Genomic DNA, 14,432 nt, shown 5'->3' with positions numbered 1-14,432 from the left:
CTCGCCGCCGCCCGGCGGCTCGAGGAGCAGCAGGCGCGGGAGGCAGCGGCCGCCCGCACGCCCGCCCACACGCCCACCACGACGCCCACCGCGACGCCCACCAGCGAGCCCGCCGCCGACGCGGCCGCCGCGCCTGCCGCCGTACCCGACCCCGCCCCTAGCACCCCGATCGGCGCGCGCAGCCGGGCCGCCGGTACGCCGGAGGCGCTGCCGCCCGCGCGGGTCGAGTTCACGTCGTCGCGCACGGGGCAGCTGACGGCCTCGCTGCTCATCCTCGCCGGGCTGCTGGTGACGGCCGGGCTCGGCTGGGTCGCCTACGACACCCGGGCCACCCCCGACATCGCGCTCGCGGGTGTCGCGGCCGCCCTCACCCTCGTGGTGTGGGGCGTGCGGGCGGGCTCCGCCCCGTCGCGCGTCGCCATCGACCGCGGCGTGCTGGAGATCCACCGCGGCGCCCAGCGCTCGACCTTCGACCTGACCAACCTGCAGCTCGACGTCGAGGAGCAGGGGCACCCGCGGGACCGCACCTGGCAGTTCGTGGTCCACCGGCGCAGCCTCGGGCCGGTCGCGGTCGACCGCCGCATGGTCGACCCGACGGCGTTCATGGCCGCCGTGCGCCGCTACCGCCGCGACGTCTGACGACGCGTCGCTGCCGCGGGCCGCTCAGGCCCGTGCGTCCTCGTGCTCCGGTACGGCGGAGCGCGCCCGGGCCCCGCTCACCGTCAGCGCCGCCACCGCCGTGGTGATGGGGACGCTGGCGACGAGCCCGATGGCGGAGGCCAGGGTGCGCACGACCTCCTCGCTCAGCATGTCGTCGGAGAGCACGTGCGAGGCCTGGCGGTCGTAGAGCGACAGCAGGAGCAGCACGCCGAGGGCGGTGCCGGCGTACGCGAAGACGATGGTGTAGATCGTCGAGGCGATGTGGTCGCGGCCGATCCGCATGCCGCGGCTGAACAGCTCGCGCCGGGTGAGGTCGGGGGCCGCGGCCCGCAGCTCCCACACCGCCGAGGACTGGGTGATGGTGACGTCGTTGAGCACGCCCAGGCCGGCGATGACGATGCCCGCCGACAGCAGGGCCTTGTAGTCGAGGCCGTCGGCGTAGAGCTGCAGCATCTCGCTGCCCTCCCCGCTCATCCCGGAGAGCCGGGCGGCGTCGACGGCCCACATGCCGAGCAGGGCCGTGACCGCGATGCCGAGGAAGGTGCCGGCCAGCGCCGTGGAGGTGCGGATCGACGGGCCGTGGGCGAGGTAGAGCACCACGAACATGATGACGGTCGACCCGACGACGGCGACCGCCACGCCCGACTCCCCCGCCAGCAGGCCGGGGATGACGAACCACCACATGACGGCCGCGGCGAAGACCAGCCCGAGCAGCGCCAGCAGACCGCGCAGGCGCGCCACGACCGCGACGACGACCACGAACAGCACCGTCATGCCGAGCAGGGGCGCCTCGCGGTGGGTGTGGGAGAAGCCGTAGACGACCGGAGCCGCCTCGTCGGCCGGCGGGATGCGCAGGAGCACGACGTCGTCGCCCGCGCGGAGCCCGGAGCGCACGACGGACGGCTCGGTCTGCACCGTGGCCTCGTCCCCCTCCTCGGGGCCCGAGGTCAGGCGGACGTCGATCTCGTTGCAGCCCTCGGGGAACTCCTCGGCGCCCTCCGGCGTCTCCAGGCCCGGACCGACGGCGATGACCGGGCACGCCTCGCGGACGGCCAGCACCTCGGCGTCGGGGAACGTCACGCCCTCCGCGGCGTACTGCACGTCCTCGACGGCGCTGTCACCGGAGGGCCACAGCGCGACGAGACCGGCCACCGACCCCAGCGCCACGACGGCGAGGAAGCCGAGCAGCACGACGCGCGCGATCCGGCTGGTGGGCGCGTCGACGTGACCGTGACCGTGCCCGTGCGGGACCTCGCGGACACGGACGCGGTCACCGCCCCGGCGTCGGCTCACCCGCCGACGCGCACGCCGCGCTCACCGGCGTCGGTGAGCCTGCTCTCCTCCGCCGCCTGGTCCTCGAGCTCCATGCGGCGGGCCTCGAGCTCCGCCTCGTACTCACCGGGGCGCGACACGAGGTCCTTCACCCCGCCCTCGAGCCGGGCGAGCGCCGTACGGGCGAAGATCTGCTGCTCGGTCACGGTGCGCTCGGAACGGTCGCGGCCCAGGAACGAGATGGCCCAGTGCATGAGCGCGCTGACCCGGTTCTTGAAGCCCGTGATGTAGACGAGGTGCACGGCGAGCCAGGAGAGCCACGCGAGGATGCCGGTGAACCGGAACTTGCCCACCATCGCCACGGCCCGGAAGCGGCTGATGATCGCCATCGAGCCCTTGTCGAAGTACTTGAACGGCTTCTGGGGCTCCTTGCCCTTCAGCCGGCCCTCGATCTCGCGGGCGGCGTAGCGCGCGCCCTGGATCGCGACCTGGGCGACGCCCGGGAGGTTGTTGAGGCTGATCATGTCGCCGACCACGAAGACCTCGGGGTAGCCCGGGAGCGTCAGGTCGGGGTTGACGCCGATGCGGCCGGCGCGGTCGAGCGGGGCGCCGCTCTGCTCGGCCAGCTGCTTGCCGATGGGGTTCGCCTGCACGCCGGCGGCCCAGATCTTCGCCATCGACTCGATGCGCTGGGTGCTGCCGTCCTTGAACTTGACCTCGAGGCCGCGCTCGTCGACGACGGTGACCATCGCGCCGAGCATGACCTCGACGCCCAGCTTCTCCAGGCCCTCCTTGGCCTTCTGGCCCAGCCGGGCACCGAAGGGCGGCAGCACCTGCGGCGCCGCGTCGACGAGCAGGACGCGGGCGCGCTCGGTGTTGATGTGGCGGAAGTCGCGGCGCAGCGTGCGGTGGGCCAGCTCGGCGATCTGACCGGCCATCTCCACGCCGGTCGGGCCGGCACCGACGACCACGAAGGTCAGCAGGTGCTCCACGGGCTCACCACGGCCGGCGGCGAGCTCGGCCATCTCGAAGGCGCCGAAGATGCGGCCTCGCAGCTCGAGGGCGTCGTCGATGCTCTTCATGCCCGGGGCGAACTCGGCGAAGTGGTCGTTGCCGAAGTAGCTCTGGCTCGCGCCGGCGGCCACGATGAGGGAGTCGTACGGCGTCACGGTCTCGCGGCCCAGCACGTGGGAGGTCACGGTGCGCGCCTCGAGGTCGACCGAGGAGACCTCGCCCAGCAGGACCGTCGCGTTGTGCTGCTTCGCGAGGATCTCGCGGGTCGGCGGGGCGATCTCGCCCTGGGAGAGGATGCCGGTCGCCACCTGGTAGAGCAGCGGCTGGAAGAGGTGGTGCGTCGTCTTCGCGACCATCGTCACGTCGACGTCGGTCTTCCGCAGGGCCTTGGTGCCGAACAGACCCCCGAAGCCGGAGCCGATGACGACCACCTCGTGACGGTTCCCGCTGGTCCGTGCTGCGCTCATCGGCCTCGCCCTTCTCGTCGACTTCACCCTCGTGGTATCCCGTACGACGCCGGTTACCCCAGATCCCGGCGCGCATCCCCCATTCTTGTCCGGCCGGCGTCCGGAAGCACATCACCAGAGGTGGTTTCAGACACAACCACCCGGGGAAACAGGCGCCAGATGTCCCCGTACCCCGCGTCGGTCTCGGTCTGACGCGACCCGCACTCGAGGTTGCCCGTCATGCCCCAGAGCCGCGACGCCGTCCGTCTCGACCCCGGACCGTCCAGCGTCCAGCACGCCCGACGGTGGGTCGCTGCCGCCTGCCGTGAGATGGGTCGCGACGACCTCGTCGAGCCGGCCGAGCTGTGCGTCTCCGAGCTGGTGACCAACGCGGTGCTCCACGCCGAGCCCCCGATCTCGCTGCGGGTGCGCGGCACCCGCGAGCACCCGCGCTTCGAGGTGTTCGACGGCTCCCACCGGCCGCCCGTGTTCACCCCGATGGCGGAGGCGGACGTCGAGGACGAGCTGGACCTCCTCCTCACCGTCGGCCGCGGCCTCGGCATGGTCGCGATGAACTCGGCCGCCTGGGGCGCCGACATCACGCCCGAGGGCAAGGTCGTCTGGTTCGAGCCCGTCGCCGAGCCGCGCCTCGACGGGGACCTGTCCGGCGAGGTGTACGACGTGACCGCGGCGCCGTCGGCCCCCGACGCCACCGACCAGTACGTCGTGCACCTCCGCGGGCTGCCCGCGTCGGCGTACCGCGACTTCCGCCGCCACTACAGCGACCTGCGCCGCGAGGTGCGGCTGCTCGCGCTGGCCCACGAGGACGCCTACCCCCTGGCCCGGGACCTCTCGCGCCTGTTCGACACCTTCGAGCGCCAGATCGACCACGGCCCGGCGGTCGCCGACGTCGAGGCGAGCCTGGCCGCCGGGCGCGACCGGGCCGACGTCGACCTCACGGTTGGGCAACCCGCGAGCGGGCTCGCGGAGCAGATGCTCGAGCTGCTGGACCTCGCGGACGCCTTCTGCCGGGCGCAGCGCCTGCTGTCGCTCGAGCGGAGCGCGGCGCAGCGGACCTTCCAGCAGTGGCTGTTGCGGGAGGTGGCGCGCCAGGGCCGGGGCGAGGAGCCCCGGTCGTGGACGGCCTCGGCGGCCGACCGGGTGGGCGACGCGCACGCCTCCTGAGGAGCGCGCGGCTCAGCCGTAGCCGAGGGCGTGCAGGGCGGCGTCGTCGATGCCGAAGTGGTGGGCGATCTCGTGCACGACGGTCATGTGCACCTCGTCCTCGAGCTCCTCCAGCGAGTCGCACATCTCCTGGAGCGGGCGGCGGAACACGAAGATGCGGTCGGGCAGCACGCCGCCGTAGTCGAACCCGCGCTCGGTGAGGGCGACCCCGTCGTACAGGCCCAGCAGGTCGGGCTCGTCCTCGGGCGGCTCGTCCTCGACGAGCACCACCACGTTGTGCACCAGGCGGGCCAGCTCGTCGGGCACGGAGTCGAGCGCGGCGTCGACGATGCGCTCGAACGCCTCACGGTCCAGGTCGACGGGCACCGCACCATCATCACCGGTGGGCGGAAATGGCGATCGCCCCGGATCCGCTCGGGGATCCGGGGCGATCATCTGCGACCCCGACGGGACTCGAACCCGCGGCCTCCGCCGTGACAGGGCGGCGCGCTAACCAACTGCGCTACGGGGCCAGGTGTGGCGGCTCCTGCGTCAGGAGCCGGTGAACCATAACTCATCTGCTCGACCGATTCCCAATCGAGGTCCGGCCCGCACCCCCAACCGGATTCGAACCGGCGCTACCGCCGTGAAAGGGCGGGGTCCTGGGCCGCTAGACGATGGGGGCCAGCCGCGCGGCGCACCGGGCGAGCCGGGTGCCGACGACCGGGCAAGCATAGGACACCGGCCCCGGGCCGGGCCGCTGACCGGTTTCGTGCGCCCCCGCGGGCTGCGGTATGCTTCTGGCCGCTCGGGCAGGTAGCTCAGTTGGTACGAGCGATCGCCTGAAAAGTGATAGGTCGGCGGTTCGACCCCGCCCCTGCCCACGAGCACGAGAGCCCCGCCGGTCCGCCGGCGGGGCTCTCGCCCTTCCCGGACCCGTCCGCGACGTCGTGGCGCTAGCGTGGGCCGCTCGGGCGACGGACAGGAGGGAGTGGTCGATGCTGGTCTCGGAGCGGCGCGACCTGCTGCTCGCCCGCCTGCGGCGAGACGGCCGCATCATCGCGAAGGACGTCGCCGCCGAGCTGGGCGTCGGGGAGGACTCGGTCCGCCGCGACCTCCGCGAGCTCGCCGCCGCCGGCCTGTGCCAACGGGTGTACGGCGGCGCCCTGCCGGTCTCGCCGGCCGTCGGCGACCACGCCGCCCGCACCCAGGTGGCGTCCGACAGCAAGCGCCGCGTGGCCGCGGCTGCCGTCGGGCTCGTCCGCCCGGGCTGCACCCTCCTGCTCGACGGGGGTACGACGGCCCTCGAGGTCGCGCGCGCCCTGCCGGCCGACCTGCGGGCCACCGTCGTCACCCACAGCGTCACCGTGGCCGCCGCGCTGGTCGAGCACCCGTCCGTCGACGTCGTCGTGCTCGGCGGCCGACTCTTCAAGCACTCGGCCGTCACCAGCGGCGCCGCCGCCGCCGAGGCGGCCGCCACCGTCGCGGCCGACCTCTTCCTCCTCGGCGTCACCGGCGTGCACGCCCGGGCCGGCCTCACCACCGGGGACCCCGACGAGGCGGCGATGAAGCGCCTCCTGGCGGAGCGCGCAGCCGAGACCTGGGTGCTGGCCAGCGTCGAGAAGGTGGGCGCGGCGTCGCCGTACACGGTGCTGCCGCTGGACCGTGTCGCGGGCATCGTCATCGACGCACCCCCTGGCGCCGCCGCCGTGGCCGACCTGACCGCGCTCGGTGTGCCCCTGCTCGACGCGGCCGACCCCACCGCCTGACGCCCCGGACCCGACCCCGGCCCGCCCCCGGGTCCACGTCCGGTCCTCGTCCGACCTCAGGCGCGGGGGTCCGTGCGGAACGGACCCGACAGCGCGGCCCACTGCAGCAGCACCACCGTCTTGGCGTCGCTGATCCGACCGTCGGCCACCCGACGCAGCGCGTCGTCGACGTCGAGCTCCAGCACCTCGATGTCCTCGCCCTCCTCCGCCAGCCCCCCGCCCGCGCCGGTGCGGTCCTGCGGGCCGTACGGGGCCGCGTAGAAGTGCACGCGCTCCGTGACCGAGCCGGGACTCATCCAGAGGTCCATGACGTGCTCCACCTCGCCGACGACGACGCCCAGCTCCTCGGCCACCTCGCGCCGGACGGCGGTGACCGGGTCGTCCTCGTCGAGGAGACCCGCCGCGGTCTCGACGAGCCGCCCGTCGGGGTGGCCGTTGACGTAGACCGGGAACCGGAACCGGCGCGTCAGCAGCACGGTGCGCCGTACCCGGTCGTGGAGCAGGATCGTCGCGCCGTTGCCGCGGTCGTAGGTCTCGCGCTGCTGCACGCTCCACCGCCCGCGGGAGTCGCGGTAGTCGAACGTCGTGCGGCGCAGCACGTGCCAGCCCGCGGCGAGCAGCTCGACGTCGCGCACCACGACGTCGTCGTTGCCCCGCAGGTCCCGGCCCACCCGGTCGAGGCCCGTGCGCCCCCGCGCGTCCGGTACGTCGAGTCCCGGCGTGCCGCGGCCCGCGGCGGTGCCGCCGGAGGGGGAGGTGAGGTGTGCGTCGGTCGTGGTCGTCTCCATGACGCGCACCCTACGACCGAAACATGCAGGAGTCGCGATAATTCGGACACAACGGGCAGAAGCCCGCCGCGCGACGACGGTTCCCCGAGCGGCGAGGACGCAGCGCGCGCACCCCTTGCCGAACCGGCGAACTAGTTGCACCATGAGTGCAGGAACACGGGCACCACCTCGCCACGCGCCACTCGGGTGCCGCCGCGACGCCCCTCCACCTCGGGAGCACCACCCATGTCACAGCACCCCCTCCTGCGTCGTCTCGCCGCGCCTGCGCTCGTCGCCGGCCTCGCCCTCGGCACCGCCACCACCGGCCCCGCGACCGCCGCACCGGCCGGCACGCCCGTCACCGCCGCGACCGCCGCGGCGGCGGCCAGCCCCTACCAGCACGGCCCGGACCCGACGCTGGCCGCGCTGCGCGCCACCCGCGGGCCCTACGCCACGTCGTCGTACTCGGTCTCGGACCTGGCGAGCCGCGGCTTCGGCTCCGGCACGGTCACCTACCCGACCACCACGAGCGAGGGACGCTTCGGCGTCGTGGCCATCTCGCCCGGCTACACCGCGTCGGAGTCGACCATCGCCTGGCTCGGCCCGCGCCTCGCGTCGTTCGGGTTCGTCGTCGTCACCTTCAACACGAACTCCCGCTACGACCAGCCGGACGCCCGCGGCGACCAGCTGCTGGCCGCGCTCGACCACGTCATCGCCGACTCGCGCACGGCGTCGCGCGTCGACGCGACCCGCCAGGCGGTGGTGGGCCACTCCATGGGCGGCGGCGGCACGCTCGAGGCGGCCGTGACCCGGCCCTCCCTCGAGGCCGCCGTGGGCCTCACCCCCTGGAACACCGACAAGACGTGGTCCGAGGTCGACGCGGCGTCGCTCATGATCGGCGCCGAGGACGACACGGTCGCCCCGGTCTCCAGCCACGCCATCCCGTTCTACGGCTCGCTGACGGGCGCGGAGCGGCGCGGCTACCTCGAGCTCGCCGGTGCCAGCCACTTCGCGCCGAACACGGCGAACACCACGATCGCGACCTACACGATCGCGTGGCTGAAGCGGTACGTCGACGACGACACCCGCTACGAGCAGTTCCTGACCCCGGGCCCGAGCGTCTCGCCGTTCGGCGACGTCTCGGACTACCGGATCAGCTGAGCCCACCCGGCTGCGTCGGTCCCGGCACCGCGGGACGGGCCGGGACCGACGCGACCGAGGGGGAGCACGTGGAGCACGACGACCGCGGGACGGACGGGCGCGTCGCGCGCGGGCAGCGCAACCGCGCGGCGCTCGTCGCCGCCTTCCTCGACCTCGTGGCCGCCGGCCGGCAACGCGTCACCGGCCAACAGGTCGCCGAGGCCGCCGGCGTCTCGGTGCGCACCGTGTGGACGCACTTCGCGGACCTCGAGGCGCTGTACGACGCGGCGAGCCGCGAGCTGTGGCGCCGCTACGTCGACGAACGGGTCCTGGTGCCGGGCGATGCAGACCTCGCGACGCGGGTCGATCGCTTCGCCGCCCAGCGCGCCGCCGAGAACGAGGCCATCGCGCCCTTCGCCCGCACGGCCGCGCTCGCCGAGCCCTTCAGCCCGGCGCTGCAGGCCTCGCGGGCCCGGTTCGTGGGTGCGGTGCGCGACGACGTGCTGCGCCTCTTCCCGACCGAGCTCGCCGGGGCGCCCGAGCGCACCTCCGCGGTGCTGGCCGCTGCGACGTACCCCGCGTGGTCGACCCTGCGCGACGACCTCGGGCTCGACGTCGACGGCGCGGCGGCGGCGTCGACCCTCGCCCTGCGGGCGCTGCTCGCCCCCGGGACGCGCCGCTCCTGAGGCCCCGCACCCCGCGGGCGCGGGGACGCGCCTCAGACGTGCCCGGCGAGCTGCCCCATCCGCGCCTCGAGGGCGGCCAGGTAGGCATCGCGCTGCCGCGGCTCCAGCGGGCTGTCCGGCTCGAGCCGGCTGCACGCGGGCAGCACGTCCACCGACAGCTTGGCCGCGCCGGCCAGCGCGCGCAGCTCGTCGAGACGGTCGCCGAAGGGCGTGCCGCTGCCGGGCGAGTAGGAGCGCACGACCTCGTCGACGTCGTCGAGGAACAGGTCGACCTTCGTCACCACGACGACGAGCCAGGTCGGCCGCGGCCGGCGCACGGCCATCGACGCGATGCGGTGGGCGGTGACGGTCCAGTCCTCGAGCTCGCGGGCGAGCTGCTCCTCGCGGTCGACGTGCACCGCGCCGGTCGTGCCCGCGGGGCGACGACGACCCGTGGCGTGGCCGTTCGCGACGACGTGGAGCACGCCGTCGACCGGGTCGTCGTGGAAGACCTCGTCGAGCGCACCCAGGCGCGTCGCGGCGTTCTCGCCCGGCACGACGCGGAACCGGAAGCCGCGCAGGCGGCGGTCGCGGCGCACCCGGCGCTCCATGACCGCCGAGCCCGCCTCCGGCGGCTCGTCGCTGCGGGGCCGGCCGGCCAGGTGGTCGACCAGCTCGCTCTTGCCCACCCCCGTCATGCCGGTGACGGCCACGATCGGGTAGCGGTGCTGGAAGGCGCCGGTGAGCCGCTCGCGGCCCCGGACGAGGGTGGCGGGGACGGCGCGGAGACCGCGCGGACCGCGGGGGTGCTCGCTCATCGCGTCGACGGTACCCGAGCCCGGAGCACCGGCGGCCTAGTCGCCGCGCCGCTCCGGCGTACCCGGGGCGACCAGCTCGCGCAGCGCCCGCTCGAGGCCACCCATCCCGACCCGCAGCGCGGCGACCTCCTCGTCGGTGAGCCGCTGCAGCAGCTCGCGGCGGTGGGCCACGCCCGTGCTCGCCACCTGCTCGAGGGCGGCGTGGCCCGCCTCGGTGGCGACGAGGTGGCGGGCGCGGCGGTCGTGCGGCGCCCGCTCCTGCAGCAGCAGGCCGCGGTCGACGAGGCGGCCGACGAGTCCGGAGACGGTCGCCGCACTCACGCCCAGCGCCGCAGCCACGTCGTGGGCCGTCACGGGGCTGCGGTGCACGGCGAGCATCAGCACCTTGAGCTGCTGGATCGACAGCTCGGTCGCGACGACCGCGTCGACCTGGACGTCCGTCAGGAGGTCCTCGAGGCGCAGCGCGATGCCCTCGACCGCATCGATGTCCACCTGACGGTCACTCACCCGTCCGAGGATACGGTTAGCCTGACGCTAACCGTTCCTCCCGGCCCCCTCGCGGGGTCCCGCACCACCGCCACCACCGACACAGGAGCTGACCTCCGTGGGCCGTCTCGCGTCCTTCTCCCTGCGCAACCGCGCGCTCGTCGCGCTCGCCACCGTGATGGTGGCCTTCTTCGGCGTCGTCTCCGCCGGCTCGCTCAAGCAGGAGCTGATCCCGAACCTGCAGTTCCCGGCCGTCGGGGTCGTGCTGCCGTACGCCGGGGCGTCGCCCGAGGCGGTCGAGCAGGAGGCGACGATCCCCGTCGAGGAGGCCCTCACAGGGGTCGACGGGCTCGACGAGCTCGACTCCACGTCGTCCAGCGGCTCCTCGCTGGTGCTGGTGGTCCTCGAGTACGGCACCGACCTCGACCGGGCGCAGCAGCAGGTCGAGAGCGCGGTCACCGGGCTGGAGACGCTGCCCGAGGAGGTCGAGCCCGTCGTCTTCGCCGGCGACTTCGACCAGTTCCCGGTGGTGCAGCTCGCGGTGACCTCCGACGCCGAGCCCGCCGCGCTCGCGGAGCGCCTCGAGCGGCTCGCGCTGCCCGAGCTGGAGGACGTGGAGGGCGTGCGCCAGGTGCAGCTCACCGGCGCCCCGACCGACCGGGTCGAGGTCGCGATCGCCCCCGAGGGCCTCGCCCGGGGCGTGACCGGCGCGTCGGTGGCCGAGGCGCTCGGCACCAACGCCTCGCTCGTGCCCGCGGGCAACCTCGAGGCAGGCGACCAGGCCCTGTCCGTCCAGGTCGGCACCACCCCGGCGACCCTCGAGGAGCTGCAGGCCGTGCCCGTCCCGCTGCCCGCGGGCGGCACCGCGCCGCTCGGCAGCGTCGCCCAGGTGCAGGTCACCGAGGCGGCTGCGACGTCGTACTCGCGCACCGACGGCGAGCCCAGCCTCGCGGTCGCGATCACCAAGACCCCCGACGGCAACACCGTGGACATCTCGCACGCCGTGGCCGACCTGATCCCGGAGCTGGAGGAGGACCTCGGCGACGGCACGGAGTTCACCGTCGCGTTCGACCAGGCGCCCTTCATCGAGAAGTCGGTGGAGGACCTGACCACCGAGGGCGGGCTCGGCCTGTTCTTCGCCGTGCTCGTGATCCTCGTGTTCCTCTTCTCGGTGCGCTCGACGCTCGTCACCGCGATCTCGATCCCGCTGTCGCTGCTGGTGACGCTCATCGGGCTGCGCCTGGGCGACTACACGCTCAACATCCTGACGCTGGGCGCCCTCACGGTCGCCATCGGTCGCGTCGTCGACGACTCGATCGTCGTGATCGAGAACATCAAGCGGCACCTGTCGTACGGCGAGCCCAAGGTCACCGCGATCACCACGGCGGTGCGCGAGGTCGGCGGGGCCATCACGTCCTCGACGCTGGCCACCGCGGCCGTCTTCCTGCCCATCGGCGTCGTCGGCGGCCAGGTGGGCGAGCTGTTCCGGCCCTTCGCGGTGACGGTGGCGCTGGCGCTGGCGGCCTCGCTGCTCGTCGCGCTCACGATCATCCCGGTGCTGGCCTACTGGTTCCTCGAGGCCCCCACGAGCCCGGTCGACGTGGCCGCGGTGCAGGCCGAGGCGGAGGCGCGGGAGCAGCGCACCTGGCTGCGCCGCGCCTACGACCCGGCCGTGCGCTGGGTCGTGCGCCGGCCGTGGACGACCGTCGGCGCCGCCGTCGTCGTGCTGGTCGCCACGCTCGGCCTCACCCCGTTCATCGCCACGAGCTTCCTCGGCAGCAGCGGGCAGAACACCCTCACCGTCACCCAGGACCTCGAGCCCGGGGCCAGCCTTGCCCGGCGCGACGAGGCGGCGCGCACGGTCGAGGAGGTGCTCGTCGGCGCCGACGACGTCGAGAGCGTGCAGACCGCCGTCGGGTCCGCCGACCCCGCCGCGGCCGCCTTCGGGGCGGGGGGTTCGGCGTCGTTCGCGATCACCCTCGACGAGGAGGGCGACTCCGAGGCGGTGGCGGACCGCCTGACCGACGAGCTGGCCGACGCGGAGGGCGACATCACCGTCACCGCCGGCGACGCCGGGTTCGCCTCCGCGCTCGAGGTGGTCGTGACGGCGACCGACCGGTCGCGGCTGGTGGAGGCCGCCGAGGTCGTCACCGCCGAGCTCGAGGGCGTCGACGGCATCGGCCAGGTCACCTCCGACGCCGCCCCGGCCCAGCCCGTGCTGTCGGTGCAGGCGCGCCCCGAGGCGGAGGCCGCGGGTCTGACCTCGGCGGTCCTCGGCCAGGTGCTCGCGGCGGCCCTGGCGCAGCCCCCCGTCGGCCAGGTCTCCGTCGACGGCCAGCAGCTGCCCGTCGTCATCGCCCATGGCGAGGCGCCCACGTCGGTCGAGGCGCTGGAGCAGCTCCCCGTCGGCGAGGGCACCACGCTCGGCCAGGTCGCCGAGCTCCGCGAGGAGCAGGTCGCCACGGCCATCACCCGCGCCGACGGCGAGCGTACCGTGACCATCACCGCCGAGCCGGCGGCGGACGACCTGGGCTCGGTCACCGCCGACGTGCAGGCCGTCCTCGACGACGTCGACCTGCCGGAGGGCACCGAGGTCTCCCTCGGCGGCGTCTCGGAGGACCAGGCGGAGGCGTTCGCCCAGCTGGGCCTCGCCCTGCTCATCGCCATCGCCATCGTGTACGTCGTCATGGTCGGCACGTTCCGCTCGCTCGTGCAGCCGCTCATCCTGCTCGTCTCGGTGCCCTTCGCCGCGACCGGCGCGATGCTGCTGCTCGCCGTCACGGGCATCCCGCTCGGCGTGCCCTCGCTCATCGGCGCGCTCATGCTCATCGGCATCGTGGTGACGAACGCGATCGTGCTCATCGACCTCGTGAACCAGCGCCGCGAGGCGGGGGCCGGCATCGTCGAGGCCGTGCGCGAGGGCGGCGGCACGCGTGTGCGCCCCATCGTGATGACGGCGCTGGCGACCGTGCTGGCCCTGACGCCGATGGCGTTCGGCGTCACGGGCGGCAGCGCGTTCATCTCGCAGCCGTTGGCGATCGTCGTCATCGGCGGCCTGCTCTCCTCGACGCTGCTCACGCTCCTGCTCGTGCCGGCGCTCTACCTGCTGGTCGAGCGCCGCAAGGAGCGCGGGGCCGAGCGGCGCCGGCTGCGGCGCGAGCGCCGGCACGGCCGGCACGAGGACGCCGCCACCGCCTGAGGCGGACCCCGGCCTCCTCGCCCCCGGCCCCTTGCCCCCCGCGCCACGATGGCGTGGTGGCCCCGAGAGCCGGGGCGGGAGCGAGGAGGCCGAGGGTGCGAGCAGCGGTGTACGACGAGTTCGGCGACGCGGGCGTCATCAGCGTGCGGGAGGTCGACGACCCGCCGGTGGGGCCGGACGTCGTGCTGGTGCGGGCGCACGCGACGAGCGTCAACCCGGTCGACTGGAAGGTGCGCGAGGGCTACCTGCGGGGCGCCTTCCCGCACCACCTCCCCATCATCCCGGGCTGGGACGTCGCCGGCGTGGTCGAGGCGGTGGGGCCCGCGGTGGGCACCGGGCTCCGGCCGGGTGACGAGGTGTGGGGCTACGTACGCCGCGACGACGTCGCCCAGGGCACCGCCGCGCAGCTCGTCGCCGCGCCGCAGCGGACCGTGGCGCTCAAGCCCGGCGGGCTCTCGTTCACCGAGGCCGCCGCGGTCCCCCTCGCGGGCCTGACGGCCTGGCAGACGGTGGTCGAGGCGCTCGACGTGCAGCCCGGCGAGCGTCTGCTGGTGCACGCGGCGGCCGGCGGCGTCGGCCAGTTCGCCGTGCAGATCGCGCTGGCCCGGGGCGCCGAGGTCGTCGGCACGGCCCGGCCGGACAACCACGACCTCCTGCGCGACCTCGGTGTCAGCGAGGTGGTCGATCACTCGGCCGGCCCCGTCAGCGCGCAGCTGTCGGCCCCCGTCGACGCGGTGCTCGACCTCGTGGGCGGCGAGGCGCTGGAGGACGCTCCCCGACAGGTGCGCGACCCCTCCCGCGTCGCCTCGGTGGTCGACGACGAGGCCGTGGCGCGGCTCGGCGGCCACTACGTCTTCGTGCGCCCCGAGCGCGCCCACCTCGACGAGCTGCGGGCCCTCGTGGACGCCGGCCGGCTCCGCGTGGACCTCGCCGCGACGTACCCGCTCGAGGAGATCGCCGACGCGCACCGCGCCTCCGAGCAGGGCCGCACCCGCGGCAAGATCGCCGTCACGATCCCCCAGGAGGGCTGAG

General features: G+C 74.5%; 12 protein-coding genes, 3 tRNA genes and 1 pseudogene. 8 read left to right on the top strand and 8 right to left on the bottom strand.

Annotated elements, in window-relative coordinates; translation table 11 throughout:
• A pseudogene (locus KK617_RS10390) lies at positions 1–639 on the top strand (hypothetical protein); the annotation flags it as partial.
• Positions 640–663: 24 nt separating this feature from the next.
• Here the strand turns inward: KK617_RS10390 and KK617_RS10385 are convergent.
• Positions 664–1,953 carry a YibE/F family protein gene (locus KK617_RS10385; RefSeq protein WP_277499918.1) on the bottom strand — a complete coding sequence of 430 codons (1,290 nt, stop codon included), beginning with the start codon at positions 1,951–1,953 and terminating at the stop codon, positions 664–666.
• Positions 1,950–3,413, bottom strand: a complete 1,464-nt coding sequence (locus KK617_RS10380) for an NAD(P)/FAD-dependent oxidoreductase (protein ID WP_277499917.1) — start codon at positions 3,411–3,413, stop codon at positions 1,950–1,952. The genes KK617_RS10385 and KK617_RS10380 overlap by 4 nt, the downstream gene beginning before the upstream one ends.
• A gap of 219 nt (positions 3,414–3,632) precedes the next feature.
• On the opposite strand from KK617_RS10380, the gene KK617_RS10375 reads away from it, so the two are divergent.
• Positions 3,633–4,577: an ATP-binding protein gene (locus tag KK617_RS10375; protein WP_277499916.1), complete on the top strand. Its 945-nt coding sequence runs from the start codon at positions 3,633–3,635 to the stop codon at positions 4,575–4,577.
• Positions 4,578–4,589: 12 nt separating this feature from the next.
• Here KK617_RS10375 and KK617_RS10370 read toward each other — a convergent pair whose 3' ends face one another.
• From KK617_RS10370 to KK617_RS10360, 3 genes are all read right to left on the bottom strand, one after another.
• Positions 4,590–4,943, bottom strand: a complete 354-nt coding sequence (locus KK617_RS10370) for a metallopeptidase family protein (protein WP_277499915.1) — start codon at positions 4,941–4,943, stop codon at positions 4,590–4,592.
• 72 nt (positions 4,944–5,015) lie between these two features.
• Positions 5,016–5,089: transfer RNA gene (locus KK617_RS10365), tRNA-Asp, on the bottom strand.
• A gap of 79 nt (positions 5,090–5,168) precedes the next feature.
• Positions 5,169–5,241, bottom strand: a tRNA-Glu gene (locus KK617_RS10360).
• Positions 5,242–5,366: 125 nt separating this feature from the next.
• Between KK617_RS10360 and KK617_RS10355 the strand changes: the two genes are divergently transcribed.
• Together KK617_RS10355 and KK617_RS10350 are read left to right on the top strand one after the other, a co-directional pair.
• A tRNA-Phe gene (locus tag KK617_RS10355) sits at positions 5,367–5,440 on the top strand.
• A 114-nt stretch (positions 5,441–5,554) separates the two neighbouring features.
• On the top strand, positions 5,555–6,325 hold the full coding sequence (locus tag KK617_RS10350; RefSeq protein ID WP_277499914.1) for a DeoR/GlpR family DNA-binding transcription regulator: 771 nt from the start codon (positions 5,555–5,557) through the stop codon (positions 6,323–6,325).
• Positions 6,326–6,381: 56 nt separating this feature from the next.
• On the opposite strand, the gene KK617_RS10345 is transcribed toward KK617_RS10350, so the two are convergent.
• A complete protein-coding gene (locus KK617_RS10345; RefSeq protein WP_277499913.1) occupies positions 6,382–7,113 on the bottom strand; it encodes an NUDIX domain-containing protein in 732 nt (243 codons plus the stop codon).
• A 225-nt stretch (positions 7,114–7,338) separates the two neighbouring features.
• Between KK617_RS10345 and KK617_RS10340 the strand changes: the two genes are divergently transcribed.
• Together KK617_RS10340 and KK617_RS10335 are read left to right on the top strand one after the other, a co-directional pair.
• On the top strand, positions 7,339–8,253 hold the full coding sequence (locus KK617_RS10340) for an alpha/beta hydrolase (RefSeq protein WP_277499912.1): 915 nt from the start codon (positions 7,339–7,341) through the stop codon (positions 8,251–8,253).
• Positions 8,254–8,321: 68 nt separating this feature from the next.
• The gene (locus KK617_RS10335) at positions 8,322–8,918 is read left to right on the top strand and encodes an HTH domain-containing protein (protein WP_277499911.1); all 597 of its coding nucleotides are present in this window, start codon (positions 8,322–8,324) and stop codon (positions 8,916–8,918) included.
• Between the two features lie 32 nt (positions 8,919–8,950).
• Here KK617_RS10335 and KK617_RS10330 read toward each other — a convergent pair whose 3' ends face one another.
• Together KK617_RS10330 and KK617_RS10325 are read right to left on the bottom strand one after the other, a co-directional pair.
• Entirely contained in the window at positions 8,951–9,715 is a 765-nt protein-coding gene (locus KK617_RS10330) for a hypothetical protein (RefSeq protein WP_277499910.1), read from the bottom strand.
• Positions 9,716–9,751: 36 nt separating this feature from the next.
• A complete protein-coding gene (locus KK617_RS10325) occupies positions 9,752–10,222 on the bottom strand; it encodes a MarR family transcriptional regulator (RefSeq protein WP_277499909.1) in 471 nt (156 codons plus the stop codon).
• A 97-nt stretch (positions 10,223–10,319) separates the two neighbouring features.
• Between KK617_RS10325 and KK617_RS10320 the strand changes: the two genes are divergently transcribed.
• Together KK617_RS10320 and KK617_RS10315 are read left to right on the top strand one after the other, a co-directional pair.
• Positions 10,320–13,400 (top strand): efflux RND transporter permease subunit, encoded by a 3,081-nt coding sequence (locus KK617_RS10320; protein WP_277499907.1) that lies wholly within the window; start codon positions 10,320–10,322, stop codon positions 13,398–13,400.
• A 95-nt stretch (positions 13,401–13,495) separates the two neighbouring features.
• Positions 13,496–14,431, top strand: a complete 936-nt coding sequence (locus KK617_RS10315; protein ID WP_277499906.1) for an NADP-dependent oxidoreductase — start codon at positions 13,496–13,498, stop codon at positions 14,429–14,431.
• The last annotated feature ends 1 nt before the right edge of the window (position 14,432 follow it).

Origin of the sequence: Nocardioides sp. ChNu-99 (genome assembly GCF_029493445.1) — a bacterium.
Classification (GTDB): Bacteria; Actinomycetota; Actinomycetes; order Propionibacteriales; family Nocardioidaceae; genus Nocardioides.
Note: the sequence above shows the minus strand (reverse complement) of the source record. Positions and strands in the feature narration are given on the sequence as shown.